The organism is Streptomyces sp. f51, assembly GCF_037940415.1.
GTDB lineage: Bacteria > Actinomycetota > Actinomycetes > Streptomycetales > Streptomycetaceae > Streptomyces.
The window spans coordinates 416210-442841 of sequence record NZ_CP149798.1 but is presented as its reverse complement, the minus strand read 5'-3'; the positions used below and the strand labels follow the sequence as shown (position 1 = coordinate 442841).

The window sequence follows — 26632 nt, the reverse complement described above, 5'->3', positions numbered from 1 at the left end:
CGGTTCACCTCCGGGTCGCCGTGCGGCGGACCCACAGATTGACGAGCGTGGCGCCGAGCAGCATCACGCCGAGGAAGGCCTTGAACCAGTCGGGGTTCCAGCCCGCGTAGACGATGCCCTGGTTCACCATGCCGAACATGAAGGCGCCGAAGACGGGGCCGATCGCGGAGCCCTGGCCGCCGGTGAGCAGACAGCCGCCGATCACCGACGCGGCGATGTAGATGAGCTCCTGGCCGACGCCCTCGCCCGACTGCACCGTGTTGAACGAGAACAGCTCGTGCATCCCGACGAACCAGGCGCCGAAGCCGACCGTCATGAACAGCGTGATCTTGGTGAAGGTCACGGGTACGCCGACCGCGCGGGCGCTCTCCTGGTCGCCGCCGACCGCGAAGACCCAGTTGCCGTACCGAGTGCGCAGCAGCACCCAGGTGGCGAGCGCCGCGAAGACGAGCCACCACACGACCGTGATCTTCACTTGGACGCCGCCGAGGTCGAACGACGAGGCGAAGACCCTTCTCGCCTGGCCGAAGCCGTCCATGTCGCTGATGTCGTCGGTGGCGACGTTGTCGGTGACCAGCTTGGTGACCGCGAGGTTCACGCCTTGCAGGATCAGAAAGGTCCCGAGCGTCACCAGGAAGCTCGGCAGTCCGGTGCGGACCATCATCCAGCCGTTGAACGCCCCGATCGCGAGCGAGAGGACGAGCGCGACCACGACTCCCGCCCAGACGTTCACCGTGAGCTGGTAGCTGAGCATGCTCGCCGTCAGCGCCGAGCTGACGACCGCGACGCCGGCGGACAGGTCGAACTCGCCGCCGATCATCAGCAGGGCCACGGGCAGCGCCATGAGACCGATCGTCGACGACTGGTAGAGCACCGTGGCCATCGAACCGCCGGAGCGCAGGGACGGCGCCGCGATCAGGAAGAACACGAACACGGCGGCGGCCCCGAGGAACACGCCGACCTCGGGCCGCGCGAGCAGCCGCAGCACCAGGGGGCGCCGTGCGCTCGGCCCGTCGGCGGCCGGGGGGCCGGGGGCCGGCGGCACGGTCGCCGTCGGCCCGGTCTGTCCGGCCGTACTCATCACCGGGTGCCCTTGGCGGCGAACCGGGCGACGGTGTCGACGTTGCCCTTGTCCACGAACGCCGGACCGGTGAGCACCGGCTGCTCGCCGCCGCCGCTGTAGTTGCCGTTGTTCTTGTAGAGCCACAGGGAGTCGATCGCCAAGTAGCCCTGGAGGTATGGCTGTTGATCGACGGCGAACTGGATGGTGCCCTTGCTGATGGCGCCGGTGAGGTCCTTGTTGAGGTCGAACGTGGCGATCTTCGCCTTGCTCCCGGCGTCACTCACGGCCTGCACCGAGGTCAGGGCGTACGGAGCTCCGAGGGCGACGACGTAGTCGATCGCCGGGTCCTGCTTGAGCTTGGCCGTGATGGTGGACTTCACGGACGGCATGTCGGTGCCGTTGACGTACAGGTTCTCCGTCGTCCCGCCGAACGTCTTCCTCACGCCGTCGCAGCGCTGGGTGAGGCCGATGTTGCCCTGCTCCTGGACGACGCAGACGGCCTTCTTGGCCCCTTCCGCGTTCAGCCTCTTGCCCAGCGCCTCGCCCGCGACGGTCTCGTCCTGGCCGAAGAACTCCATCAGGCCGAGCTTCTTCCAGTCGCTGAGCCCGGAGTTGAGGCCCACGACGGGGATGCCGGCCGAAGTCGCCTTGCCCACCACGTCCTTCATGGCGTCCGGCTTGGCGAGGGTGATCGCGATGCCGTCCACCTTCTGGTCGATCGCGTTCTGCACCAGGTTGGCCTGGTCGCCCGCGTTCGGGTTGTGGGCGTAGACGAGACGGATGTTGTCCTTGGCGGCCGCCGCCTCGGCGCCCTTGCGGACGATGTCCCAGAACGTGTCGCCCGGCGCCTGGTGGGTGACGAGGGCGACCGTCATCGGCGGTGTGTCCGCCTTGCCCACGGTGCCGCCGGCCCCGCTCTCCTCGGCCTTCTTGCCGCCGGAACCGCTGGAGCAGCCCGCGGCGAGCAGTAAGGACGCGGCGGTCAGGGCCACGAGGGGGGCGAGTCTCCGGGAACGGGTTCGGAACATGCGATCCATCAGTCCAGCACCTCACTGTGCGACCGGGGCCTGTGTGTTCCTCCTGTACATCCCCAGCAACAGGCGCATCACGCATGGGAACGGGACCGGACCGATGGACAACACCCTTGCCGCATCGCTGATGTGACAGGCCATCAGGTGACCTGGTGGACGGGCTTCCGAGGCGGGAGGACGCCCGGCCGTCCGGACGGTGCGTCAGAGCGCGGCGAGCCGGTCCACCAGGATCGTCACCCGCTGCTCGGCGTACTCCGGCGGAAGCCGTCCCGCCCGGGTCAGGGTGGCCACCCCGTGCAGAGCCGCCCAGAACACCTCGGTGAACAGGCCCGGATGAACGCCGTCCCCGGCAACGTCGCCGAGACTCTCCAGCAGAGCGGCGAAGGCGTCCTTCAACGGCTCCGGGGTGTCCTCCTGCGCGAACGCCAGGCCCCCGTCGAGCTGGAACATGGCGTCGTAGACCGCCGGGTTGCGCTCGGCGAAGTCCAGGTAGGCGCGAGCCAGGGCGGTGACCCGGGCGCGGGGGCCGTCCGCGGTGGAGGTCGCGGCCCGCAGTGCCGCGGCCATCTCGGCGGCGCCTTCGAGGGCGACGGCGCCGATGATCTCGCGCTTGCCGCGGAAATGGCTGTAGAGGACGGGCTGGCTGTACTCGATGCGCTCGGCGAGCCGGCGCGTGGTGACCGCGTCCCAGCCCTGCTGCTCGGCGAGTTCGCGGGCCGTCGCCACGATGAGGCGTTCGCGGCCCGCCCGCTCACGCTCCTTGCGTTCCTGTACCGACATACCTCGATTCTAGCACTGCTAGACAATCGAGCGCAGTTAGGTCTAGCGTTGCCTCATCAGCTAGCAACGCTAGATCCTGGGAGGGTCATCATGCTCACCGCACTCGAGGTCTTCACCACCGTGGTCGTCGGCGTGTTGGTGGGGGTGGAGTTCTCCGTCGCCTTCATCATGAACCGGATCCTGGACGCGCTTCCGGAGGACAGCGGTCAACTCGGCCACGCCCACGGCGGCCGCATGCTGGGCGCCCTGATGCCGTTCTGGTACATCGGCTCGGTCGTCCTCGCCGCGATCTGGGCCGTCGCCGGGTGGCACGGTCACGGCGCCGGACTCGTCGTGACCGCCGCCGGTCTGCTGATCGTCAGCGTGATCATGTCGATACTGCTGCTCGTCCCGATCAACAACCGGAACAAGACCTGGACCCCGGACAACCGGCCCGCCGACTGGAAGCAGCAGCTGGACCGCTGGAACCGCTACCACTACGTCCGCGTCGCCGTCCTCATCGCCGCCTTCGCCCTGCTGGCCGCCGCCCTCGCCTGAGACGTCCGGGCTCCGGTGGACGCCCGGAAGCCGACTGGACCGCGCCCGCCCGTCCACTCCGGTGTGACGGCGCGGCGGCGCGGTTCAGGCGCCGAACGGGGTGAGGGTCACCGTCGCGTGCACGGTCTTGCCGCCGAGCGCGGGGACCGTCTCGATCCGTCCTCCGAGGCCCTCGATGAGAGGGAGCCCGAAGCCGCCGTGCTCGCCCGGTGCGCCGGACGTCTCCGGCGGCTTCTCGCCGTGGTCCGCGACGGCGATGTCCAGCCGGCTTCCGCGCCAGGTGAGTTGGAGCGTGCAGGGCTCGTGCGTGTGCCGGACGGCGTTGGTGACCAGTTCCGAGACGATGAGCACCGCATTGCACAGGCGCGAGGCCGGAGCCCCGTGCGCGGCCAGCCATCGGGCGGCGATGTGCCGGGCCAGCCGTGGGGAGTGCGGTCCGCAGGGCAGGGCGACGGCCAGCCGATGGTCGGCAACGGGGCTGTGGGGCCGACCGGTCGGGGGTGCCGGGGTCGGGGTGGTGACGGTCATGGCCGGTGCCTCCTCTCAGGAGGGGCGTGGTGCGGCTCTGTCAGTGATCCGGAACCGTGGTCGTTCCGGATGACCGGAGGACGCGGGAAACGTGGATCCCCCCGTACGACGTGTCCTTCGCCCGCCGAGATCCCTTCCGGCGGGCGAAGGGCTGTCGCCGGCGCAAGCCTCTGATCCGTGACGGAACGCGGAGCGGATGGGTACGGGACCTCTTTTCACCCGATCAGGTGCCTGGGCCAATCCGCCCGGTGCGCAGGACCGGATTCCCGGTGTGAGGGACGAAGAGAGGGTTCAGCGAGCGCGGCCGGCCGGGCGCATGGAGCGGCTCGGCGTCCGTGGCCGGCGCGCCGCGCTCGCGACCCTCGACCGGGCCTCTGGTTCGTCCGCCCGCCCGCGAGCGGCGAGCACCTTTACGAAACGCCCTTCCGTGACATCCCCGAGCGTGGCCGCATCGTGCCGCGCCGTTCCCCAGGAGAACATGATGAACACCCGTATCCGCCGTACCTCCGGTCTTCTGGCCGCCGCCGCCGTGCTTCCGCTGGTCATGACCGCGTGCTCCAGTGGCAGCAGTGCTTCGGGCACGTCCGATTCCGCCTCGACGACGGCGGCTGCGGCGACCAAGAGCGCCGACATGGGCGGTTCCAGCGCGAGCGGCATGGACCAGCCGTTCGGGCCCGGCTGTGCCTCGGTTCCGAAGAACGGTGCCGGTTCGTTCGACGGCATGTCCAAGGACCCGGTGGCGACCGCGGCTTCCAACAACCCCGCGCTTTCGACCCTGGTGACGGCGGTGAAGAAGGCGGGTCTGGTCGACACCCTCAACAACGCGCAGAACATCACCGTGTTCGCGCCGACCAACGACGCCTTCGCGAAGATCCCGAAGGCGACGCTGGACAAGGTCCTCAACGACAAGGCGCAGCTGACGAAGATCCTGACCTATCACGTGGTGGGCCAGAAGCTGACGCCGAAGGACCTGGAGAACGGCTCCTTCACGACGCTGGAGAAGTCGAAGCTCACGACCTCCGGTTCGGGTGAGTCGTACACGGTCAACGACTCCGCGAAGGTCGTCTGCGGCAACGTGAAGACCGCCAACGCCAACGTCTACATCATCGACACGGTCCTCATGCCCAAGAGCTGACACGAGGTCCGGCTCGGCCCTCGTATCCAGGCGTACGTCCCGACCTTCGGCTGATCGCATCGCCTCGGTCGGCTCGCCGAACGCCCTAGGGTCGTGCGGTGCGGGCGTCCCTCGCATCCGGGGGTGACGCGCGCCACAGGAACCCCGGGCGGGCCACGGAGAGTACCGGGTGTGAGTCAAAAAGAACCAGCGGAGTCCATGCGCGCGCGCATACGGGCGGGAGACCGGACGGCGTTCGCCGAGCTCTACGACCAGTACGCGCGGGCGGTCTACAACCACGCCCTGCGGCTGACCGGCAACTGGTCGCAGGCCGAGGAGGTCATGTCCGAGACGTTCCTCGCCGCCTGGCGCGGCCGGGAACGGGTCGAGCCGGAGGGCGGCACGCTGGGGCCCTGGCTGTTCGGCATCGCCACGCACAAGGCGCGCAACGCCAACCGGAGTCTGCGCCGGCGGCTCGCCTTCCTGGCGCGCAGCCCGTTGCCGCGTCCCGTGGAGGACTTCGCCGAGGAGACGGCCGGGCGGATCGACGACGCCCGCCGGCTCGCGCTCGTCCACGAGGCGCTGGGCCGGCTGCGCCGCCAGGAGCGTGAGGTGTTCGCGCTGTGCGTGTCGGCCGGGCTCGACTACCGGCAGGCCGCGGAGACGCTCGGCATCCCCGTCGGCACCGTACGGTCGAGGCTCTCGCGCGCCCGGGCCCGGCTCGACCGGCTCAGCTCCGGGCAGGGCGGTGCGAGGACGGAACCTCCCGGCCCCCGTGGAGAGGTGGAGAGTGAGGCCGCGTTCGCGGCCCTGTTCCTGAAGGAGGGGACCCGATGAACGCCGACGGTCGACGGACCGAGGACGCGCTGGAGCTGCTGTCCGCCCCGGCCGAATGGGACCTCCCGCCGGAGCGACACCTCCACCACAAGGACGTCCTGATGCAGCAGATCGACCAAGACCTCGGGAACGCCGCCGCCGAGGCTCCGGCACCGACCCCGGCCCGGGCACCGCGCCGCCGGCTGACACGTCCGGCGCTCCTGGTGCCCCTCGCCTCGACCGTGCTGGCCGGAGCGCTGGCCCTCACTCTCACCGGCCCGGGCGCCGGCAGCGGCCCCACCCCGGCGGACCGGGCGGCGACCGGCGGCGCCCACGCGCGGAACGCCGCCGTCACCCTCCACCGGATCGCCGTCGTCGCGATGGCAGCCGATGCCACCCCGGTCAGGGACGACCAGTTCGTGTACGTCAGGAGCCTGACCGTCTCGAACAAGGGGACGTTCGAGGGGCCCATACGACTCGGCGCCCCGCACACGCTGGAGACGTGGACCTCGCAGGACCCCAGGCCCCTGACGACCACCGGCTGGATGCGCGAGTCGGGCAAGGACGCCGTGATGCCCGACGAGACGATCCCCATCGAGTCGACCGCCGCGGTCCCGGCGGGGATCGACCACCCCACGTACACCTGGCTGTCCTCGCTGCCGACGGATCCCGACGCGCTGCTCACCGTGCTGCGCCGCGAAGTCCGCGTGTCGGACGGCGAGTCCAGGGAGCAGGCCGTCTTCTCGCTGATCGGCGACCTGCTGAGCCAGACGCTCATGCCGCCGCGGAACACCGCCGCGCTGTACAAGGCGGCCGCGAGGATACCGGGCGTCAAGGAGATCCCGGACGCCGTGGACGTGGCCGGGCGCCACGGCATCGGCATCACCCGTGAGGACGCCTCCTCCGCCACGCGTGACGAATGGATCTTCGACAAGCACAGTCTCGCGTTCCTCGGCGCGCGCGGCTTCATCACCCACGACAAGCAGAAGGGCATCACGTCCGACACGCTGACGGGCAGCATCGCCGTGCTCCAGCGCGCCGTGGTCGACCGGCACGGCGAGAGGGCCGCGGGGGCCGACAGCTGAGCTGAGCGGGGGCGCGCGAGGCGCACGGGCGGGACCGGAGCCGGGGATGGGATGATCGTCTCCTCTCCGGTACGCCTGGCGGCGCCTCGCGCACCGGATCGCCGCCGACCGACGAGGAGGACGAAGGACCGATGACGCTGAACGTGGGCCAACGGGTGCGGCTGGCGGCGGAACTCCGGTTGGCCGGGTCGGTGACCCCGGCCGGGGAGGCCCCGGAGGAGACGGGCGCCTTCGCCGCCTCCCTGGCCCTGGCGGCAGGCGTCGAGGGCACCGTCGAGCGCGTGGACGAGCACGACCGGCAGCAGAGCCACGAGGTCGGTGAGTACCAGCGCCTCAAGTCGCTCCTGGACGACTTCGGCCACCAGATGCCGTCCGCGAGCAGGAAGCAACTGGAGGAGCAGGTGGGGGTCTTGGAGGAACACTGGGTCGCCTTCCAGCGACAGATGCTCCGTGTCACCGTCCGCGTCCGGCTCGACAACGGATTCGTCCTCGACGACGCCCCCGAGGACGTCTTCGCCTCCGCCTGACCAGGCGTCCGGGCGCTCGCTCTCCCCGTGCCTGAGGGGGTGTCCGCGCGCTCGCTCGCCGCGATTCCGGCCAGCCGTCCGGGCGCCCGCTCACCGCGCGCGGGCCGGGCGGCTACGCCTCCAGCGTCACCCACGTACCCGAAGCCGCCGACCGCACCATCGCGTCCAGTGCCACCGCGCTGCGCACCGCGTCGGCCGGCGTGGCCCCGTACGGCCTGTCGTCCGCGATCGACCGCAGAAACGCGTGCGCCTCGACGACCTTGAGATCGTCGTAGCCCATGGCGTTCGCCGCGCCCGGCTGGAAGGCGGCGTAGTCCCCGTCTCCCGGGCCGACGTACACGGTGCTGACCGGCTGGTCCTGGTACGTGGATCCTCGGCTCACCCCGAGCTCGCCCATCCGGCGGAAGTCCCAGGACACCGAGCCCTTGGTGCCATGGACGTCGAACCCGTAGTCGTTCTGCTCGCCCACCGAGACCCGGCACGCCTCCAGAACGCCCCGCGCGCCGGAGGCGAAGCGCAGCAGGCAGTTGACGTAGTCCTCGTTCTCCACGGGCGCCGGTTCCCCGCCCGCCGCGCGCGCGTGACCGGAGGTCGCTCCGGCCGGACGGGCCCGCAGCGGCACGAAGACGGCGGTGTCCGCCACCAGCGCCTCGATCTCGCCCAGCAGGAAACGGGCCAGGTCGACGCCGTGCGAGGCCAGGTCGCCGAGGACCCCGCTGCCGCCGCGCTCACGCTCGTAGCGCCAGGTCAACGCGCCCTCGGGGTGGGCCGCGTAATCGCTGAAGAAGCGGATGCGTACGTGGGTGACGGCACCGATGCCGCCGGAGGCGATGAGCTCGCGGGCCGCCACGACGGCGGGCGCGCCCCGGTAGTTGAAGCCGACCGTGCCGCGGACCCCGGCCGCGGCGACCGCGCCCGACACGGCCCGGGCGTCGTCGGCGGTCAGTCCCACCGGCTTCTCGATCCAGATGTGCTTGCCGGCCGCGGCCATGGCCACACCGATCTCACGGTGCAGGAAGTTCGGCGCGGTGATGCTCACGGCCTCCACACGCGGATCGTCGGCGATCTCGCGCCAGTCGCGCACGGCCGTGGCGAAGCCGTACCGTTCGGCGGCCTCCTCGGACCGCCCCGGCACCTCGTCGGCGACGGCGATCGGTTCGGGACGCAGCGGGAGCCGCGGGAAGTGGTGGAGGACGCGGGCGTACGCCTGGGTGTGCACCCGTCCCATCCAGCCGAACCCCACGACGGCGAAACCGAGCGCACGCACCACGACTGCCTCCTGCGATCCGAGCCGAGCCGAATGGGGCCCCGCCCAGCAACCCCGCAACCAGGCTAATCCGGACGGGCCGCCGTCAGGGGGCGACGGCCGCCCGCCGCTCCAGCACCCGCAGGGCCCGTTCCGCCCACTCGATGATCGCCTGCTCGAAGGCGCGTCCCCCCAGGAGAGTGAGATACGGGCCCACGCGCTCGACGGTGGCGAGGTACTCGTCCTCGGTGCGGCCGTCGAGCAGCCGGGCGCCGATCCGCTCGTAGTGGGCCAGCTTGGCCCGCGACCACTCCAGCCGCTCGGCGATCGCCACCCGGACGGCGTCGGCGTCCCCCATGTCGAGTGCGTACACCTTGACCATCAGCTCGTCCCGGATCGCGGTGGGTTTCGCGGGGCCGGACGTGAAGGAGGCCAGCGCTTCGAGCCCCGCCGGGGTCAGCGAGAAGACCCGCTTGTTGGGCCGGCGTTCCTGCCGCACGAGCCGGGCCTCGATCAGCCCCTCGGACTCCATCCGGTCGAGCTCCCGGTACAGCTGCTGCGGGGTCGCCATCCAGAAGTTGGCCACCGAGGCGTCGAAGCCCTTGGCCAGGTCGTAGCCCGACGCCTCGCCCTCCAGGAGGGTGGCCAGTACCGCGTTGCGCAATGCCATCCCGCAAGGCTAGACGTCCCGCGACGCCAGGACTAATCTTATCCGCACCTAATCAATTAATTGAGTAAGAGGGTGAGTGCGATGAACTCCTTCCGCAAGGCCGTGGAGGCCGGAGACCTCGACGCGGTCGCGGAGCTGCTGGCCGACGACGTCGTGTTCACCAGCCCCGTCGCCTTCAAGCCGTACCCGGGCAAGCCCATCACCGCGGCGATCCTGCGGGGTGTCTGGCGTGTCTTCAGCGACTTCCGCTACGTCCGCGAGATCGCCGGGGCGGACGGCCGCGACCACGCGCTGGTCTTCACGGCCAAGGTGGGCGACAAGGAGATCAACGGCTGCGACTTCCTGCACTTCGACGAGGACGGACGCATCGACGAATTCACCGTGATGGTCCGCCCGTTGTCGGCGGCGCAGGCGCTCTCCGAGGCGATGGGGGCGCAGTTCGAGCAGATCTCCCGGGAGGCCGCCGGAGCGTGAGGGTCCGGACTCGCGCTGTTTGAACCGACTCGACCCGGCTACCCGCCTGTTGTGACGACGACGATTTCACAGCAGGAGCTCTTCCGGTTCCTGGAGGACCGCTTCGCCTGCGCCCAGGCCTGCGCCGAGTGCGCCCGGACCGCGGCGCTGCGCGCGAGCCTCCTGAATCCCGACGGGCCCAAGAGGCAGGAATCCGCGCGGCGTTCGGGCATTCTGTGCGCGGAGGTGTGCGAGGCGACCTGCCACGTCCTGTCCCGTCAGCAGGGGCAGAGCGAGCGGGACACGCGCGTCCAGCTGGAGTGGTGCCGGGACGTCTGCCTGGAGTGCGCCGAGGCCTTCGACGGCTGCCCCGGGGCGGAGGGCGCCGCACGGAAATGCCGTGAATGCGCCCGGGCGTGCGCGGACTTCCTCGCCACGCTGCGATGAGGCCGGGAGCAGCCGGGGCAGGGCCGTTCAGGCGAGCGGGCGCCCGGCGCGGAGGTTCCAGCGCCCGGCGCGCCCGCTCAACTCCGTGACGGTGAGCGGCGGCACGTCCACGCGCCAGAACGCCGGTTCGGGCGCTCCCAACACCCGTACCACCAGGGCCCGTACGACCTCGGGCTCGACCACGGCGACGGTCCGCCCCTCGAACCCGGCCGCCGCGTCCAGGCGTTCCGTCACCCGGTCGCAGAACGCCCGCACCGACTCGCCGTCGTGCGGGGCCGACGCGGGGTCGGAGAGCCAGCGGGCCACCGCCTCGGGCTCCTCGGCACTCACCTCGGCCAGCGTCGCCCCGCGCCAGCGGCCCACGTCGAGAGGCGCCAACTCCGCTACGTCGATGCCGCCTTCGAGTCCGAGCGCCTCGGCGGTCTGCCGGCACCGCACGGTGGGGGAGAGCCACAGCCGCCCGCCGGCCGGAACGGCACCCGCCGCGGCGGCCGTCCGGGCGGCCCGCAGGCCGGAGGCGTCCACCGGACTGCCGTCGTCGAAGCGGGCCTCGCGCAGCGCCTCGCTGATCGCCGCGGAGATCAAGAAAACTCGGCTGGTCATGCCTTCACTCTCATGTGTCGTGGACCCGGACGGTGCCGGACGTGGGGCGCACGGCGCACGGGGGTCGTGCGCCCTTGGCCGGGGTGCGGCTTCGCGGTACGGTCACGAGGATATTGACGACGGTTCGGCGGAAGCCCGGTGGAAGTCCGGCACGGTCGCGCCACTGTAAGCCCGGCGCATGTCATCCCGGCCAGGGGTGACGGACGCGGGTGAGTCAGACCCGTGGCTGTCGTCCTGTGCACCACCGAGATGGGACGCGAGTTCCCCAGGAGGTTCTGCCCCATGGCGCAGTCCGTCGTTCAGCCGACCGTCACCCCCACCGCCGTTCCCGCCAAGCTGCCGATCGGCGCGATCGTCCCCTGGGCGGTCTTCTTCGGCATGCTGATGCTGGTCCTGCTCTATTTCGTCGGCGCCGAACAGGGCGCCACCTCCCTCGTCTCCGGCGAGAACGTCCACGAATGGGTCCACGACGCCCGGCACCTGCTCGGGTTCCCCTGCCACTGACGGCGGCGGGGGCGCACGAGCGACGATATTCCGCGACGGCCGGCAACCCGGCCCGCACGAGGGGGCGATGCCCGGGCGACCGGGCACCGCCCCCTCACTCGTTCCGCCGGCGTCATCGGCATTCCCAATTTCTGGAACACGTTCTACGGTGTGCGCCGTCAGGTCGTGCCCGGGGAGGCAGGAGGCGCCGTGCATCTCGAATACACGCCGGAGCAGCAGCGGCTGCGGACCGAACTTCGTCTCTACTTCGCCGAGTTGGTGCCCGATCACGCCTACGCCCGCTACGCCGATCCGGCGGCGCAGAAGCGCTTCTACCGCGAGACGATCCGACGGCTCGGCGCGGACGGCTGGCTCGGCGTCGGCTGGCCCAAGGAGTACGGCGGTCGGGGTCTGAGCCCGATGGAGCAGTTCATCTTCTTCGACGAGGCGGCCCAGGCCGGGGTGCCGCTGCCGCTGATGGCGCTCAACACCGTAGGCCCGACGATCATGAAGTTCGGGACGGAGGAGCAGAAGTCGTCCTTCCTGCCGAGGATCCTGGCCGGCGAGATCGACTTCGCGATCGGCTACAGCGAGCCGGGAGCCGGGACGGATCTCGCCGCGCTCAGGACCAGGGCGGTGCGGGAGGGCGACGAGGAGAGCGGCCACTACACGGTCGACGGCCAGAAGATCTGGACGACCAACGGCGACACGGCGGACTGGGTGTGGCTCGCGGTCCGCACCGATCCGGACGCCCCGCCGCACAAGGGCATCACCATGCTCCTCGTGCCGACCTCCGACCCCGGCTACTCGTGCACCGTCATCAACACGCTCGCCTCGCACGACACCACCGCCAGCTACTACGAGAACATCAAGGTCCCCGCCACCCGGCGGGTCGGGGAGGAGAACAAGGGCTGGCGGCTGATCACCAACCAGCTCAACCACGAGCGCGTCACGCTCGCCGCGCACGGCACCATGGCCATCCGCGCCCTGCACGACGTCCAGCGCTGGGCGATGGAGACCAAGCTCGCCGACGGGCGCCGCGTCGTCGACCTCCCCTGGGTGCGGCGCCTGCTCGCCCGCACGCACACCAGGCTTGACGCGATGAAGCTCCTCAACTGGCGCATGGTGAACGCCGTCCAGGAGGGGACGCTCACCCCGCAGGACGCCTCCGCCGTCAAGGTGTACGGCTCCGAGGCGCGCCGGGACGCGTACGCCTGGCTGATGGAGATCGTCGCGGCCCCCGGTGCCCTCAAGGAGGGCTCGGCCGGCACGGTCCTGCACGGCGAACTCGAACGCGGCTACCGCTCGGCCGTGATCTTCACCTTCGGCGGCGGCAACAACGAGATCCAGCGGGAGATCATCTCGTGGATCGGCCTGGGGATGCCGCGGGTTCGGCGCTAGGAGTCCGTGGCGAAGCCTCTTGGCCGGGGCGAGGAGGGAGCACGACCGAGCGTGTCGACGGACAGGGGGCCGGCGGCGGCGACCCGGCCGGTTCGCTCCGGGCCTACGGCTGGTAGACAGGTGCGGGTCACGCCGGAAAACCTCGGGGCGTCCCGTTCCCCGGGCGGTCCGGATCGTTCGCCAAAGGATCGAGCACCGTGTCTTCTCGTCGAGTCGTCGTCATCGGCGGCGGTGTCATGGGTTCGTCCGCCGCGTGGCGGCTCGCCGCCCGGGGTGACCGCGTCACCCTGCTGGAGCGCTTCCCGCCCGGCCACGACCGGGGCAGCTCGCACGGCACCTCGCGGATCTTCCGACTGGCCTACGCGGACCCTTTCTACGTCGGTCTCGCCGTGCGGTCGCTGCCGCTGTGGCGGCGGCTGGAGGAGGAGACGGGACGGCAGGTGCTCACCCTCACCGGAGCCGTCGACCATGGCCCGGCCGCCACGACCGAGGCGCTGTACGAGACGCTGACCGCCGCCGGACGGCCGGCCGAGCGGCTGGGCCCGGACGAGGTCGCCGAGCGCTGGCCCGGGCTGCGCGCCGACACCGGTGCGGTCTTCCACCCGGAGGCCGGACGTCTGCACGCGGACGAGGCGGTCACCGCCTTCCAGCAGGCGGCCCGGGCGCACGGCGCGGAGGTCCGGCACGGCGTCCGGGTGACCGGGCTGTCGGTGCGCGGCGAAGCCGAGGTCCGGGTGGTCACGGACACGGAGGAGGAACTGCGCGCCGACGCGGTCGTGGTCGCGGTCGGCGGCTGGGCGCCCGGAATGCTGGGCGGCGCTACCGCTCCGCCGGTCGGCGGCGTGCCGGTGCTGCGTGTCACCCAGGAGCAGCCCGCGCACTTCCCCGCGGCGGACGCCCTCACCTGGCCCAGCTACATTCACCACCCGGGCGCCGCGCTGCCCGTCGACGGCCTCACCGCGGACGGGGTGTACGGACTCGGCAGCACCGACGGTGTCAAGGCGGGCTTCCACGGCGTCGGCCCCGTCGTCGACCCCGACCGGCGCGACCGCACCCCGGACGCCGTGATCCTGCGAGAGCTGGCGGCGTACGCCGAGCGCTGGCTCCCCGGCGTGGACCACACCGCGCCCGAGGCCGTGACCTGCCTGTACACCACCACCCCCGACCACGACTTCGTCATCGACCGGCAGGGTCCGGTCACCGTGCTGGGAGGGTTCTCCGGGCACGGCTTCAAGTTCGCTCCGGTCATCGGCGAGTTGGCGGCCGCGCTGGTACGCGGAGAGCCGGGACCGAGCCGTTTCGCACTCGGACGCCCGCGTCCGACGAACCGCTGAGCCGCCCCCGAAGGAGGGGCACCGCCACTGGCCACCGGCGCCCGGGCGGAGCCGCTTCATCCTGCCTGCGGTGCGTCCAGCCCCTTGCTCGGCAGGGTTCCGCGCGGCCCGAAGCCGGACGACTTGTAGAAGCGAACGGCGATGACGCAGGCCCGCTTCTTGATCGGCAATCAGTTGCTCTTGCTGTTATCTTGCAGTTGCATATGACTCGCAATAACATCGGAGGACGTTGGACATGGCGGTTTACACGCTCCCTGAGCTTCCGTACGACTACGCGGCGCTCGAACCGGTCATCAACCCGCAGATCGTCGAGTTGCACCACGACAAGCACCACGCGGCGTACGTCAAGGGCGCGAACGACGCCCTGGAGCAGCTCGCGGAGGCCCGTGACAAGGAGCAGTGGGGCTGGATCAACGGCCTGGAGAAGAACCTGGCCTTCCACCTGTCCGGACACATCCTGCACAGCATCTACTGGCACAACATGACCGGCGACGGCGGCGGCGAACCCCTCGCGGAGGACGGCGTCGGTGACCTCGCGGACGCGATCGCCGAGTCCTTCGGCTCCTTCGCGGGCTTCAAGGCCCAGCTCACCAAGGCCGCCGCGACCACGCAGGGTTCGGGCTGGGGTGTCCTCGCCCACGAGCCCCTCAGCGGCCGTCTGATCGTCGAGCAGGTCTACGACCACCAGGGCAACGTCGGCCAGGGCTCGACCCCGATCCTGGTCTTCGACGCCTGGGAGCACGCCTTCTACCTCCAGTACAAGAACCAGAAGGTCGACTTCATCGACGCCATGTGGGCCGTCGTCAACTGGCAGGACGTGGCCCGGCGTTACGCCGCGGCCAAGGAGCGCGGCGACAGCCTGCTGCTCACTCCGTGAACGCGGCGGGACTCCCGTACGGACATGACGTGCGGGAGCCCGTCCGGAGGCCACTCGGGCAAGGAAAACGCAACTTCGACAGGGCCCGCGGAGGCGGCTACCTTCACCTGGTCCTCGGCGATCGCCCACGGTCGCACCGGAGTTCGTTCCGGCTGAGCAGCCCGCGAAGGGCTGGTCCGGTGACGCCCGGCGAGTCCGACCAGGGAGAGACGCATGCCCCAACTCGCGCTGTACACCTTCGGCGTCCTGAAGTCCCCTCTCGTCGATCCCGCACCTCTCACGCGCGAGTTCTACGACATGGGCGAGGCCGTCTACCGGAACATCGGTCGGCACCCCGGATACATCGCTCGGGCCGAAGCGGCGGGCGGTGACCGGGGCTTGCTCTTCGAGGCGGACTGGGGTGCGTGGGGAGAGTTCGCCGTCCCGGCCTGGTACGACAAGGGCCGTACGGTGGAAACCACCGCGCTCGCCGCGACCCTCTCGCTCTGGACCGACCCGGGCTCCGCCTCCGATGCCGTCTACACCGGCCCCCACCGAAAGGCGCTGAGCAGGCGCAACGACTGGTTCGAGAGGACGGAACACCCGAACCACGTGCTCTGGTGGGTCCCCGACGGCGTGACACCCACCTGGCGGGACGGCGTCTCCAGACTGGAACACCTCAACGCCCACGGCCCGGCGCCCCACGCCTTCACCTTCCGCCACTGAGCCGCTTGCGCCTCCTTCTCCAGGGAGCCGGCACGCACCCGCCCGGCGCGACGGTGCCCCACCGAATCCGCGCGCCGGCGCCACCCCACCCGATCGGCCCACGCGACATGGGCGTGATGGTCAGCGGTTGCGGTCCCGCGGTGGATCACGATGGCGTTCTGAGGAATCCGGGCCGTGCGGCGGTCCCGGACCGCCGGACGTCTCTTGAGGAGAGCACTGTGACGACTCGTTCCGCTCGTCGGACCCGCCGGACCCTTCAGGCGTTCGGTGCGGGGTTTCCGTACTGCTGGCCCTGAGCGCCTGTTCCTCCTCGTCCCAGTCCTCCGACTCCACCTCGCGGGTGGACGCCTCCGCCGCGGCGGCCGCCTCCTCCAAGCTGTCCGGCACCGTGACCGTGTTCGCCGCCGCCTCGCTCAAGGAGACGTTCACCGAGCTCGGCAAGGAGTTCGAGAAGGCGCACCCGGGCACCAAGGTGACCTTCAGCTTCGGCGGCAGCGACACCCTGGCGGCGAGCATCAAGGGCGGTGCCCCGGCGGAGGTGTTCGCCGCCGCGAGCCCGACCACGATGAAGATCGTCACGGACGCGGGCGACGCCTCGGGGACACCGGCCACCTTCGCGCGCAACCAGCTGGAGATCGCCACCCTGCCCGGCAACCCGGACAAGATCGCCTCTCTGGACGACCTCACCAAGTCCGGCCTCAAGGTCGTCCTGTGCGACAAGACCGTGCCCTGCGGCGCCGCCACGCAGAAGGTCCTGGACGCGGCCGGCGTCAAGCTGACCCCGGTCTCCTACGAGCAGGACGTGAAGGCCGCCCTGAACAAGGTGGTGCTGAAGGAGGCCGACGCGTCCCTCGTCTACAAGACCGACGTGAAGTCCGCAGGCGACAAGGTGACCGGCGTGGAATTCCCCGAGTCGTCCGACGCCGTCAACGACTATCCGATCGTCGAGCTGAAGAACGCGAAGAACGCCGAGGCCGCCCAGGAGTTCATCGCCCTCGTCCAGTCCCCGCAAGGCCAGAAGGTCCTCACGGACGCCGGGTTCCTCAAGCCGTGACGGTCGGCCCTCCGGCGGTCGGCTCGGTGGATCCCGCCGACCGCGGGGGTGACCGCCTGCGGCCTCCCGGCCCGGTCAACGGGCCCTCGGCGTCCGTGACGTCGCCGCGGACCGGCCGCCCGTCGGGCCGGGACTCCCGTACGCCGTCGGCGGCCGGCCCAGGAGCTTCTTGAACGCGGCCGTGTACGCGGCGGGGTTGTCGTAGCCCAGCATGGCCGCGACGCGCGTGACGGGCACTCTCCTGGCGAGATGGTGCAGGGAGTGCAGGACGCAGGCGCGCTGCCGCCACTGCGCGTAGTTCAGACCCGTACCGTCGCGGAACCGGCGCGCGAGGGTTCGCTCGCTGATGTTCAGGGCGGCGCACCAGCGTGCGGGCGGGTCGTGGATGTCCGGTCGCTGGAGGAACTCCTCGCACAGCGCGCGCAGTCGGGGCTCGGACGGCAGCGGCACGTCGAGCGGCAGCGGGGCGAGGCTCCTGAGTTCGTGGAGGACGAGGTCGGCGAGCGCCGCGTCCCGGCTGTGCTCGGCGTAGCGGGGCTCCATCTCGACGGCTTCCAGGATCAGCGCACGGAGCAGGGCGGAGACGTCCACGGTGCGGCAGCGGGCGGGAAACCACGGCACGGCGGCCGGCTCGATGTACAGACTGCGGGTGCTGACGCCGGTCATCGTGACCTGATGCCTGGTCAGGGGCGGGATCAGTACCGCGCGGGCGGTGGGGACCGTCCAGCTGCCGTCCGCCGTCTCGACCCGCATGACGCCGGTGGCCGCGTAAAGGACCTGGGCCCGGCGGTGCTCGTGCCAGACGAGCAGGTGCTCCGGCGGGTAGTCGGTGCCGATGGCCAGTACGGCGCGGTCGAGTTCGTCCACCTCCGCGACCGGGATGTTGCGCATGCCGCGAGGGTACGCGGGATCGTGCGCGGCTGTCCGCTGCGCGTAGGAGGACGGCGAATCATCGCTTGGCCGCCACGGCTCGTGATCCCTAACGTCTCACCCGTGCTCACCTCGTTCCTCACTCTCCTGTCCTTCGGGTGCCTGACCGGCATCACCACCGTGCTCTTCGGCTTCGGCGGAGGCTTCATCGCGGTACCCGTGATCTACGGCGTCCTGAGTGCCGCGGCGCGCCCGGCGACGGACGCCATGCACGTCGCGGTGGGGACCTCGGCCGCGGTCATGACGGTCAACGCCGTGGCGGCGGCGCTGGCCCAGTGGCGCGAGGGGAGGCTGCGCCACACGTACCTCAGGCCGCTGGCGGCGTTCATCACCGTCGGCGCCGCCGCGGGATCCTGCGCGGCCACGTTCATCGGCGGTACGGCGCTGCGCGCGCTGTTCGTCGTCTACCTCCTGGTGACGATCACCGACAGCCTGCTGCGGAAAGGCTTCATCTCTCCCGCGCGGAAAACGCCTCCCGGGCCCCTGGGCCGGGGCATGACCACCTTCGGCGGGATGGGCATAGGGCTGGTGGCCGCCGCGCTGGGCGTGGGCGGCAGCGTCATGACGGTTCCGCTGCTGCGCCGCCGGGGCCACCCCATGGCCGAGGCGACCGCGATGGCCGGCCCTCTCACCGTCCCCGTCGCCCTGGCCGGGACCCTCGTCTACGCCCTGGCACCCACCGCCGCCGCAGGCTGGGGACGGTTCGGATACGTCGATCTCACCGCCGGCGCCGCCCTGCTCATCGGATCGCTGCCCACGATCGCCGTGGCGGGACGGGTCGTCGGCCGTGTCCCGGACCGCGTCCACTCGGTCGCCTACGTCCTGCTGCTCCTGGTCGTCCTGATCGTGATGACGGTCATGTCAGCCTGACGCGGGGGCCCCGCGACGACGGCCGGCCCCGGCTCTCACGTGGCCTGCTCCGGGCCGTCGCCCTCCCGCTCCTGGTACGAGTAGCGCTGCTCCTTCCAGGGGTCGGCGACGTTGTGGTAGCCGCGTTCCTCCCAGAAGCCGCGCCGGTCCTCGGTGAGGTACTCGATACCGCGCAGCCACTTGGCGCTCTTGTAGCCGTACAGATGGGGCACCACCAGGCGGAGCGGGAAGCCGTGTTCGGCGGTGAGGGGCTCGCCGTTGTGGTGTGTGGCCAGCAGGGTCCGCGGGGTGGTGAAGTCGGCCAGCCGGAGGTTGGCGGAATAGCCGTACTCCGCCCAGGCCATGACGTGCGTGACCTCCGCCGCCGGCGGGACGAGGTCCAGGACCGCCGTGGCGGGGATGCCGTACCACTCGTGGTCGGTGTTCCCGGTCGCGCAGTGCAGGTCGGCGACGACCGTCACATGCGGGAGCCCGGTCAACTCGTCGAAGGTCCAGCCGCGCTCGGCACCGTCGGCGGTGGCACCGGACACCCGCAGGTTCCAGCGCTCGGGGCGGAAACGGGGGACGGGCCCGTAGTGGGAGACCGGCCATCCGTTCACGAGGCGCTGGCCGGGAGGAACGCGGCGGGACGCGTCCGACGCCCCTTCCGCCGTGCCCTGTCGGTCACTTGCCACGCGGGACGTCCTCTCTCCGCCGGGGTCCCCTTCCCCGTACAAGGTAGGTGCTCACACGGAGTGAGGCGGGGGAGGGGCTCGGTGGCAAGGTGCGACCGGTGTCGTGAAGCCGCCGCTCGTCGGTGGATTCCGGTTGCCGAAGATCGATCCCTGCTCCTACCGTCGGTTCCATGGCGGATGACGAACTCACGCGCGCGGCACGGCTGCTGGACGCCCAGGCGAAGGCCGCGCGGCTCTTCGCGGAGATCGAGGAACGCGGGCTCGTGGCGCCCGGCCGGGGGGAGCGTGAGGTCAGCGACCGGATCCGTGACCTGGCGAACGAGATGTTCGGCACGACCCGGCACTGGCACAAGCGGATCGTGCGTTCGGGTCCGAACACCCTCCTGCCGTACAAGGAGAACCCGCCGGACCGGCTGATCGGCGCGGACGACATCGCCTTCGCCGACTTCGGGCCCATCTTCGAGGAGTACGAGGCGGACTTCGGCCGGACCTTCGTCCTCGGCGACGACCCGGTCAAGCACCGCCTGCGCGACGACCTGCCCCGGGTCTTCGCGGCCGGCCGGAGCTTCTTCGAGGCGGACCCCGGCATCACCGGGAAGCGGCTGTACGCCGAGGTCGAACGGATCGCCACGGAAGCCGGATGGGAACTGGGCGGCTGGCACGCCGGGCATCTGGTCGGCGAGTTCCCCCACGAGACGATCGACGGCGCGCACGTCGAGTCGTACATCGTGCCGGACAACGACACCCCGCTGCGGCGCACCGACAAGGCCGGGCGCCGCTGCCACTGGATCCTGGAGATCCACCTCGCCGACCGCGACCGCGGATTCGGCGGATTCCACGAGGAGTTGCTGGATCTCGGCTGATCCGTCACGGCCGCCTCGCGCACCGCGAGCCACACCCGGTCCCGGGTCGGCGGGAGTTGGGTGAAGCGGACGCCGGTCGCGTCGCGCAGGGCGTTGGCGAGGGCGGGGGCGACCGGGTTGAAGGGACTCTCGCTCATCGAATTGGCCCCGAGCGGGCCGATCGCGTCCCGTTCGTCGCGGCCCGCGCTCCCGGCACACCGCTCCACGGCGGCACGAGCGCGTCCCCCGGCCCGGCGGAGGGACTGGCGAACGCCCTGGCCGAGGCCCGCTCCGCCCTGGCCCGCACGGCCGAGGCGCTGCGCCTGCACGTCAACACGGTCCACTACCGCGTCCAGCGCGTCCAGCGCGTCGAGCGCCTCACCCGGCCGCGGCCTCTCCCGCCTGGCCGACCGCCTCGACCTGTGGGGTGCCCTGGCCTGCCGCATGCGCCCGGCCGCCTGAGGCCCCCGAGCTGAAGGCCTCGGCGTGCACGCCATACAAGGGGCGCGCGAACGAGGTCGCGAGCCCTGTCCTCTCGTCGTGCGCCCACGCGTCGTGCGGAAGGGGCGGGCCGCTGCCCCGCCCGGGTGATCCGCAGCCGCGTGTCACGGGCAGCGCGCCCCGCCGTGTCGCCGCACGGCCGCACGGGCGGCGCCTGTCCGGAAACATTCTCCCGGCCGTGTCACGGATCGGCCCCGGCTCGCCCAGGGTGCCGTACAAAGTCGGCTGATAGCTCGTCATACTGGGCGAAGGCCGGGGTGGGCCCAGGGGCGAGCGGTGACGGGGGCGATGGCGCGAGATGGCGGAGAGCAGGCTGATCCAGGGCCGGTACCGGCTCCTCGATCCGATCGGGCGCGGCGGCATGGGCGAGGTGTGGCGGGCCCGCGACGAATCGCTGGGCCGGCAGGTGGCCGTCAAGTGCCTCAAGCCGCTCGGCCCGCACCACGATCCCTCCTTCGCCCGGGTCCTGCGGGAGCGCTTCCGGCGCGAGGCCCGGGTCGCCGCCGCCCTCCAGCACCGCGGAGTGACCGTCGTCCACGACTTCGGCGAGGCCGACGGAGTGCTGTACCTGGTCATGGAACTGCTGGAGGGACACAACCTCGGCCAGCTCCTTGAGGAGAGCCGGCAGCACCGGCTCACGGTCGACGAAGTCGTCGACATAGCCGACCAGGTGACCGCGGCGCTCGCCTACACCCACCAGCAGAGCATCGTGCACCGTGACTTGAAGCCGGCGAACATCATGCGGCTGACCGACGGCACGGTGAAGATCTGTGACTTCGGCATCGCCCGCCTCAGCCACGACATCGGGTTCACCTCGCGGCTCACCGGCACCGGCGTCGCGATGGGCACCCCGCACTACATGTCACCGGAACAGATCGCCGGAGCGGAGGTCGACCAGCGCAGCGACCTCTACTCCTTCGGCTGCGTGCTGTACGAGATCGCCACCGGGGCCCCGCCGTTCGACCTCGGCGACGCCTGGGCCATCCTCGTCGGCCATCGCGACACCGCGCCCGAGCCGCCCCGCAGCCACCGGGCCGACCTCCCCGAGTACCTGGAGCGGATCATCCTCGACCTGCTCGCCAAGGAGCCCGACCAGCGGCCGCGGGACGCCCGCGAACTCGCCCGCCGCATCACCGCCGGGCGCACGACCCCCCTGTACGTCCCGACGATGGTCGCCCCCGCCACGCCGCCCCACCCCACCGCCGAACTGCGGTCCGTGACACCGCAGTTCCCGCCCAGGCCGGCGCAGCCGCCGTCCCGCGCACCGGGGCTGCCGTCCTGGACGCAGGGCATGACCACCGGCCACAAGGCCACCGGCCCGGGCTGGCGCGCCACCCCGCCCGACGCGGCCGCGGGCCTCACCGGCGAATGGACCGCCCGCCCCTCCACCGCCGTACCGCCCCCGGCCGTCCCGCCCCCTCCGGTCCGCGCCGAACGGCCCGCCCCCGCCGCCGAGTCGGTCACGGCGCTCGCGGGGCGGCACGACGCCGGACTGAACCTCGGACGGCTCGGCCGGTGGACCGAGGCGGGCGAGGTCCACCGCTCGGTCGCCGCCGAACGGGAGCGACTGCTCGGGCCCGACCACCCGGACACCCTCGCCAGCCGGTACGAGGTCGGCTTCACCCTGAGCCGCACCGGACGCCCCGCCGAAGCGCTCGGCGAGTACGCGCGCGTCGCCCAGGCCAGGGAACGGGTGCTCGGCGCGGGCCACCCGGACACCCTGGCCGCACGACAGGAAATGGCCTACGTACTGGGCCAGTTGGGCCGCCACTTCGAGGCGCACCAGGCCTATGTGTCGGTGCTCGCCGCCAGGGAGCGCGCGATGGTCCCCGACCATCCCGACACCCTGCGCTGCCGCCACAACCTCGCCTTCAACCTCAGCAGACTCGGACGCCTGGAGGACTCGTACCGCATGGCGGTCGAGGTCGCCGCCGCCCGCGCCCGTGTACTCGGCCCCGCCCATCCGGACACGCTGGTCACGCGCTACGAAGTCGCCTACGCACTGGGACAGTTGGGGCGCTGGCCCGAGGCCCTGCACACCTACCAGGAGGTGGCCGCGGCCCGTGCGCGGGCGCTCGGGCCCGACCATCCGGACACCCTCGCCGCCCGCTACGAGGTGGGCATCAGCCTCGGCAGGCTCGGCCGCGGCGCGCAGGCCCTGGAGCTGTACCGCTCACTGGTCGCCGACCGGACCCGCGCACAGGGCGCCACCCACCCCGAGACCCTGCGCGCCCGGCACGGGCTCGGTGTGAACCTCGGCCGTCTGGGGCGCTGGGAGGAGGCACTCGCCGAGTCCCGTGACGTGTGCGCGATCCGCGAGCGGGCCCTCGGGGCCGACCATCCCGACACCCTGGTCAGCCGCCGCGAGGTCGCCGTCGGACTCGGCTGGCTGGGGCGCTGGGCCGACGCCCTCACCGAGTACCGGCGGGTCGCGGCCGCCCGTGAACGGGTGCTCGGCGCCGACCACCCCGACACCCTCGGCAGCCGCAACGACGAGGCGCACTGCCTGGAGCAGCTGGGACACGCGCGGGAGGCGGCGGAGCTGTACCGCAGGGTGGCCGCCCTGCGGCAGCGGCGGGCCGCCGAGGGGCGCTGACCTGCGGAATCGCGCCGCCCCGGGCGCTGAGGGAACGTCCCGCGAGAAAGTGCGGAAAATTCTTGGGCGCGATGTCGAGAAGCCGTGGCTCGCTCCGTCCCAGAGGTGAACGCGCCCACAATGGGTCGCACCAGCACCGAGGAGAATCACGATGGCCAAGTACCTGCTTCTCAAGCACTACCGTGGCGCCCCGGCGGCGGTCAACGACGTGCCCATGGCGCAGTGGACCCCGGAGGAGATCTCCGCGCACATCCAGTACATGAACGACTTCGCGGCCCGGCTGGAGAAGACCGGCGAGTTCGTCGACGGACAGGCGCTCGCGCCCGAGGGGCAGTGGGTCCGCTACGACGGTGAGGGCCGTCCGCCCGTCACCGACGGTCCGTTCGCCGAGACCAAGGACCTGATCGCCGGCTGGATGGTGATCGACGTCGACACCCACGAGCGTGCCGTCGAACTGGCCGGGGAACTGTCGGCCGCGCCCGGCGCCGGCGGGAAGCCGATCCACGAGTGGCTGGAGGTACGCCCGTTCCTGACCGCGTCCCACACGGTCACGGAGTGACCTCGACCATGGACGAGGCCCTGCTCAGGAGCCTCACGCCCGGTGTGCTCGCCGTCCTCGTCCGCCGCGGAGCCGACTTCGCGGCGGCCGAGGACGCCGTCCAGGACGCCCTCGTCGAGGCCGTCCGGGTCTGGCCGCGGGACGAGCCGAGGGACCCGAAGGGCTGGCTGGTCACCGTGGCCTGGCGCCGGTTCCTCGACGCGACCCGGGCGGACGCCGCCCGACGCCGGCGGGAGGATCTCGTCGAGGAGGAACCGGCGGCGGCGGGACCGGTGACGGGTTTCGACGACACGCTCCAGCTCTACTTCCTGTGCGCCCACCCGTCACTGACACCGTCGTCCGCCGTCGCGCTCACCCTGCGGGCCGTCGGCGGACTCACCACGCGCCAGATCGCCCGGGCCTACCTGGTCCCCGAGGCGACGATGGCGCAGCGCATCAGCCGGGCCAAACGCACGGTGTCCGGCGTCCGGCTCGACCGGCACGGTGACGTCTCCACCGTGCTGCGCGTCCTCTACCTCGTCTTCAACGAGGGCTACTCCGGCGACGTCGACCTCGTCGCCGAGGCCATCCGGCTGACCCGGCAGCTCGCGGCCCAGGTCGACCATCCCGAGGTGGCGGGGCTGCTCGCCCTCATGCTGCTCCACCACGCCAGGCGCCCGGCCCGGACCGCGCCCGACGGCAGTCTCGTGCCGCTGGCCCGGCAGGACCGGGGCCGGTGGGACACCCGGGCGATCGCCGAGGGGGTCGCGATCCTCCAGCCGGCACTCGCCCGCGACCGGCTGGGCGAGTTCCAGGCCCAGGCCGCCATCGCCGCTCTGCACGCCGACGCGCCCACCGCCGAGGAGACCGACTGGGTCCAGATCGTCGAGTGGTACGACGAACTCGCGCGGCTGACCGACAGTCCCGTCGTCCGGCTCAACCGCGCGGTGGCCGTCGGTGAGGCCGACGGACCGCGCGCCGGTCTGGCCGCGCTGGCGGCGCTGGACGACACGGTGCCCCGTCACACCGCCGTGGCCGCGTACCTGCACGAGCGCGACGGCGACCTGGACAGGGCGGCACGGCTCTACGCGGAGGCCGCGCTGAAGGCACCCGACCTGGCCGAACGCGACCATCTGACCCGCCAGGCCGCCCGTCTCAACCACCGCGGGGGACGCTGACCGACCGGACCCGCGCGCCTCTCGGAGACGGTCCGGCGGCGGTGTGGGTCCCCGGACCCGTGCGTTCGCGCCGCCCGCGTGCCCACCCGTACGGAGTGCCGCCGCTTGCCGCGCACCCCTGGCCGACGTAGATCATCACGTGCTACGAAGAGGCATGCCTGTACACGAGGGATATGACGTCGTGATCGTCGGCGGAGGCCACAACGGACTGGTCGCGGCCGCCTATCTGGCCAGGGCCGGGCGGTCCGTGCTGGTCCTTGAGCGCCTGGGCACCACCGGGGGCGCCGCCGTGTCCACCCGGCCGTTCGCGGGGGTCGACGCGCGGCTGTCGCGCTACTCGTACCTGGTGAGCCTGCTGCCCCGCAAGATCGTGCGGGATCTGGGCCTCGACTTCCGGGTCCGGGGCCGGACGGTCTCCTCGTACACGCCCGTCGAGCGCGGCGGACGGCCCACCGGGCTGCTCGTCGGCGGCGGCGAGCGGCGCACCCGCGAGGCGTTCGCCAAGCTGACGGGATCGGAGCGCGAGTACGAGGCGTGGCAGCGCTTCTACGGGATGACCGGCCGGGTCGCCCGGCGGGTGTTCCCGACGCTCACCGAACCGCTGCCCACCCGCGAGGAGTTGAGGGCGCGCGTCGACGACGAGGACGCCTGGCGGATCCTCTTCGAGGAGCCGGTCGGCGCGGCGGTCGAGGAGTACTTCGCCGACGACCTCGTCCGCGGTGTCGTGCTCACCGACGCGCTCATCGGCACCTTCGCCGACGCCCACGACCCCTCGCTGCGGCAGAACCGCTGCTTCCTCTACCACGTGATCGGCGGGGGCACCGGGAACTGGGACGTGCCCGTCGGCGGCATGGGCGCCCTCACCGACGCGATCACCGGCGCCGCCCGCGCGGCGGGCGCGGTGATCGAGACCGGCCACGAGGTGCTGCGGATCGACACGGACGGGGAGTCCGCCGAGATCACCTTCCGGACGGCGGACGGAGAGGGTGTCGTCGCGGCTCGTCACGTGCTGGTGAACGCCTCGCCGCAGGAGCTCGCGCACCTCACCGGGGACGAGCAGCCGGCCCCCGCAGAGGGTGCGCAGCTCAAGGTGAACATGCTGCTCAAGCGGCTGCCGAGGCTCCGCGACACCTCCGTCGACCCGCGCGAGGCGTTCTCCGGGACCTTCCACATCGCCGAGGGGTACGAGCAGTTGGCGGCCGCGCACGCGCAGGCCGCGGCCGGCGAGCTGCCCGCCGCGCCGCCCTCGGAGATCTACTGCCACTCGCTCACCGACCCCAGCATCCTGGGCCGGGACCTGGTCGAGCGGGGATACCAGACCCTCACCCTCTTCGGCCTCCACACGCCCGCCCGGCTCTTCGAGCGTGACAACGACGCCGTACGCGAGGAGTTGCTGAAGTCGACGCTGGCCCAGCTCGACGCGCATCTCGCCGAGCCGCTCGCCGACTGCCTGGCCACGGACGCGGACGGGCGGCCCTGCATCGAGGCGAAGACCCCGCTCGACCTGGAGCGGGATCTGCGCCTGCCGGGCGGCAACATCTTCCACCGCGACCTCGCCTTCCCCTACGCCCAGGAGGGGACCGGCCGTTGGGGCGTGGAGACCCGGCACGCGAACGTGATGCTGTGCGGGGCGGGCGCGGTGCGCGGAGGCGGGGTGAGCGGCGTCCCGGGTCACAACGCGGCGAAGGCGGTGCTGGAGTCCCTGGGCGGCAAGGACTGACCCGAGGACAGCCGTCCTCGTCCCGCACC

The 26632-nt window shown here is 71.7% G+C and carries 27 protein-coding genes, 2 pseudogenes and 1 riboswitch; of the genes and pseudogenes, 19 read left to right on the top strand and 10 right to left on the bottom strand.

Annotated elements, in window-relative coordinates:
• Positions 1-4 precede the first annotated feature (4 nt).
• The 3 genes from WJM95_RS01935 to WJM95_RS01925 form a co-directional block, all read right to left on the bottom strand.
• The gene (locus WJM95_RS01935) at positions 5-1081 is read right to left on the bottom strand and encodes an ABC transporter permease (RefSeq protein ID WP_339127692.1); all 1077 of its coding nucleotides are present in this window, start codon (positions 1079-1081) and stop codon (positions 5-7) included.
• Positions 1081-2100: a sugar ABC transporter substrate-binding protein gene (locus WJM95_RS01930; protein WP_339127691.1), complete on the bottom strand. Its 1020-nt coding sequence runs from the start codon at positions 2098-2100 to the stop codon at positions 1081-1083. The genes WJM95_RS01935 and WJM95_RS01930 overlap by 1 nt, the downstream gene beginning before the upstream one ends.
• Positions 2101-2295: 195 nt before the next feature.
• On the bottom strand, positions 2296-2874 hold the full coding sequence (locus WJM95_RS01925; RefSeq protein ID WP_339127690.1) for a TetR/AcrR family transcriptional regulator: 579 nt from the start codon (positions 2872-2874) through the stop codon (positions 2296-2298).
• 90 nt (positions 2875-2964) lie between these two features.
• Here WJM95_RS01925 and WJM95_RS01920 point away from each other — a divergent pair, with 90 nt between their 5' ends.
• Positions 2965-3411, top strand: a complete 447-nt coding sequence (locus WJM95_RS01920; RefSeq protein ID WP_339127689.1) for a DUF1772 domain-containing protein — start codon at positions 2965-2967, stop codon at positions 3409-3411.
• A gap of 84 nt (positions 3412-3495) precedes the next feature.
• Here WJM95_RS01920 and WJM95_RS01915 read toward each other — a convergent pair whose 3' ends face one another.
• Positions 3496-3939: an ATP-binding protein gene (locus WJM95_RS01915; protein ID WP_339127688.1), complete on the bottom strand. Its 444-nt coding sequence runs from the start codon at positions 3937-3939 to the stop codon at positions 3496-3498.
• Positions 3940-4420: 481 nt separating this feature from the next.
• Here WJM95_RS01915 and WJM95_RS01910 point away from each other — a divergent pair, with 481 nt between their 5' ends.
• The 4 genes from WJM95_RS01910 (at position 4421) to WJM95_RS01895 (ending at position 7481) form a co-directional block, all read left to right on the top strand.
• The gene (locus tag WJM95_RS01910) at positions 4421-5074 is read left to right on the top strand and encodes a fasciclin domain-containing protein (RefSeq protein ID WP_339127687.1); all 654 of its coding nucleotides are present in this window, start codon (positions 4421-4423) and stop codon (positions 5072-5074) included.
• A gap of 198 nt (positions 5075-5272) precedes the next feature.
• Positions 5273-5890 (top strand): RNA polymerase sigma factor, encoded by a 618-nt coding sequence (locus WJM95_RS01905; protein ID WP_339127686.1) that lies wholly within the window; start codon positions 5273-5275, stop codon positions 5888-5890.
• Positions 5887-6954, top strand: a complete 1068-nt coding sequence (locus tag WJM95_RS01900; protein ID WP_339127685.1) for a CU044_5270 family protein — start codon at positions 5887-5889, stop codon at positions 6952-6954. The genes WJM95_RS01905 and WJM95_RS01900 overlap by 4 nt, the downstream gene beginning before the upstream one ends.
• 131 nt (positions 6955-7085) lie before the next feature.
• Positions 7086-7481 (top strand): hypothetical protein, encoded by a 396-nt coding sequence (locus tag WJM95_RS01895; RefSeq protein ID WP_339127684.1) that lies wholly within the window; start codon positions 7086-7088, stop codon positions 7479-7481.
• Positions 7482-7593: 112 nt separating this feature from the next.
• On the opposite strand, the gene WJM95_RS01890 is transcribed toward WJM95_RS01895, so the two are convergent.
• Both WJM95_RS01890 and WJM95_RS01885 read right to left on the bottom strand, forming a co-directional pair.
• Positions 7594-8751, bottom strand: a complete 1158-nt coding sequence (locus WJM95_RS01890; protein WP_339127683.1) for a Gfo/Idh/MocA family oxidoreductase — start codon at positions 8749-8751, stop codon at positions 7594-7596.
• Between the two features lie 82 nt (positions 8752-8833).
• Positions 8834-9397 (bottom strand): PadR family transcriptional regulator, encoded by a 564-nt coding sequence (locus tag WJM95_RS01885; RefSeq protein ID WP_339127682.1) that lies wholly within the window; start codon positions 9395-9397, stop codon positions 8834-8836.
• Between the two features lie 81 nt (positions 9398-9478).
• On the opposite strand from WJM95_RS01885, the gene WJM95_RS01880 reads away from it, so the two are divergent.
• A complete protein-coding gene (locus WJM95_RS01880) occupies positions 9479-9871 on the top strand; it encodes a nuclear transport factor 2 family protein (RefSeq protein WP_339127681.1) in 393 nt (130 codons plus the stop codon).
• 51 nt (positions 9872-9922) lie between these two features.
• The gene (locus WJM95_RS01875) at positions 9923-10297 is read left to right on the top strand and encodes a ferredoxin (RefSeq protein WP_339127680.1); all 375 of its coding nucleotides are present in this window, start codon (positions 9923-9925) and stop codon (positions 10295-10297) included.
• Positions 10298-10324: 27 nt separating this feature from the next.
• On the opposite strand, the gene WJM95_RS01870 is transcribed toward WJM95_RS01875, so the two are convergent.
• Positions 10325-10900, bottom strand: coding sequence for a histidine phosphatase family protein (locus WJM95_RS01870; protein WP_339127679.1), 576 nt, complete (start codon positions 10898-10900; stop codon positions 10325-10327).
• Positions 10901-11029: 129 nt separating this feature from the next.
• A riboswitch (cobalamin riboswitch) is annotated at positions 11030-11120 on the top strand.
• A 62-nt stretch (positions 11121-11182) separates the two neighbouring features.
• Between WJM95_RS01870 and WJM95_RS01865 the strand changes: the two genes are divergently transcribed.
• The 6 genes and pseudogenes from WJM95_RS01865 (at position 11183) to modA (ending at position 16754) form a co-directional block, all read left to right on the top strand.
• Positions 11183-11404, top strand: a complete 222-nt coding sequence (locus WJM95_RS01865; protein WP_339127678.1) for a CbtB-domain containing protein — start codon at positions 11183-11185, stop codon at positions 11402-11404.
• Between the two features lie 189 nt (positions 11405-11593).
• Entirely contained in the window at positions 11594-12784 is a 1191-nt protein-coding gene (locus WJM95_RS01860; RefSeq protein WP_339127677.1) for an acyl-CoA dehydrogenase family protein, read from the top strand.
• 197 nt (positions 12785-12981) lie between these two features.
• Positions 12982-14118 carry an FAD-dependent oxidoreductase gene (locus WJM95_RS01855; protein WP_339127676.1) on the top strand — a complete coding sequence of 379 codons (1137 nt, stop codon included), beginning with the start codon at positions 12982-12984 and terminating at the stop codon, positions 14116-14118.
• A gap of 235 nt (positions 14119-14353) precedes the next feature.
• Positions 14354-14995, top strand: a complete 642-nt coding sequence (locus tag WJM95_RS01850; protein WP_339127675.1) for a superoxide dismutase — start codon at positions 14354-14356, stop codon at positions 14993-14995.
• A 213-nt stretch (positions 14996-15208) separates the two neighbouring features.
• The gene (locus WJM95_RS01845; protein WP_339127674.1) at positions 15209-15700 is read left to right on the top strand and encodes a DUF3291 domain-containing protein; all 492 of its coding nucleotides are present in this window, start codon (positions 15209-15211) and stop codon (positions 15698-15700) included.
• Between the two features lie 218 nt (positions 15701-15918).
• Positions 15919-16754 (top strand): annotated as a pseudogene (modA, locus tag WJM95_RS01840) (molybdate ABC transporter substrate-binding protein).
• A gap of 75 nt (positions 16755-16829) precedes the next feature.
• Here the strand turns inward: modA and WJM95_RS01835 are convergent.
• Positions 16830-17645, bottom strand: a complete 816-nt coding sequence (locus tag WJM95_RS01835) for a helix-turn-helix transcriptional regulator (RefSeq protein ID WP_339127673.1) — start codon at positions 17643-17645, stop codon at positions 16830-16832.
• 102 nt (positions 17646-17747) lie between these two features.
• Between WJM95_RS01835 and WJM95_RS01830 the strand changes: the two genes are divergently transcribed.
• Positions 17748-18554, top strand: a complete 807-nt coding sequence (locus WJM95_RS01830; protein ID WP_339127672.1) for a sulfite exporter TauE/SafE family protein — start codon at positions 17748-17750, stop codon at positions 18552-18554.
• Positions 18555-18589: 35 nt separating this feature from the next.
• Here WJM95_RS01830 and WJM95_RS01825 read toward each other — a convergent pair whose 3' ends face one another.
• The gene (locus WJM95_RS01825) at positions 18590-19228 is read right to left on the bottom strand and encodes a sulfite oxidase-like oxidoreductase (protein ID WP_339127671.1); all 639 of its coding nucleotides are present in this window, start codon (positions 19226-19228) and stop codon (positions 18590-18592) included.
• A gap of 170 nt (positions 19229-19398) precedes the next feature.
• On the opposite strand from WJM95_RS01825, the gene WJM95_RS01820 reads away from it, so the two are divergent.
• Positions 19399-20091: a M24 family metallopeptidase gene (locus WJM95_RS01820; RefSeq protein ID WP_339127670.1), complete on the top strand. Its 693-nt coding sequence runs from the start codon at positions 19399-19401 to the stop codon at positions 20089-20091.
• 14 nt (positions 20092-20105) lie between these two features.
• Here WJM95_RS01820 and WJM95_RS01815 read toward each other — a convergent pair.
• Positions 20106-20258: pseudogene (locus WJM95_RS01815) on the bottom strand (hypoxanthine oxidase); the annotation flags it as partial.
• A gap of 611 nt (positions 20259-20869) precedes the next feature.
• Here WJM95_RS01815 and WJM95_RS01810 point away from each other — a divergent pair.
• From WJM95_RS01810 to WJM95_RS01795, 4 genes are all read left to right on the top strand, one after another.
• Complete coding sequence (locus WJM95_RS01810; RefSeq protein WP_339127669.1) at positions 20870-23167, top strand: tetratricopeptide repeat protein; 2298 nt, start codon at positions 20870-20872, stop codon at positions 23165-23167.
• A 151-nt stretch (positions 23168-23318) separates the two neighbouring features.
• Positions 23319-23726, top strand: a complete 408-nt coding sequence (locus WJM95_RS01805; protein ID WP_339127668.1) for a YciI family protein — start codon at positions 23319-23321, stop codon at positions 23724-23726.
• An 8-nt stretch (positions 23727-23734) separates the two neighbouring features.
• Entirely contained in the window at positions 23735-24883 is a 1149-nt protein-coding gene (locus tag WJM95_RS01800) for a DUF6596 domain-containing protein (protein ID WP_339135298.1), read from the top strand.
• A 154-nt stretch (positions 24884-25037) separates the two neighbouring features.
• A complete protein-coding gene (locus WJM95_RS01795) occupies positions 25038-26603 on the top strand; it encodes an NAD(P)/FAD-dependent oxidoreductase (RefSeq protein WP_339127667.1) in 1566 nt (521 codons plus the stop codon).
• Positions 26604-26632: the final 29 nt, after the last annotated feature.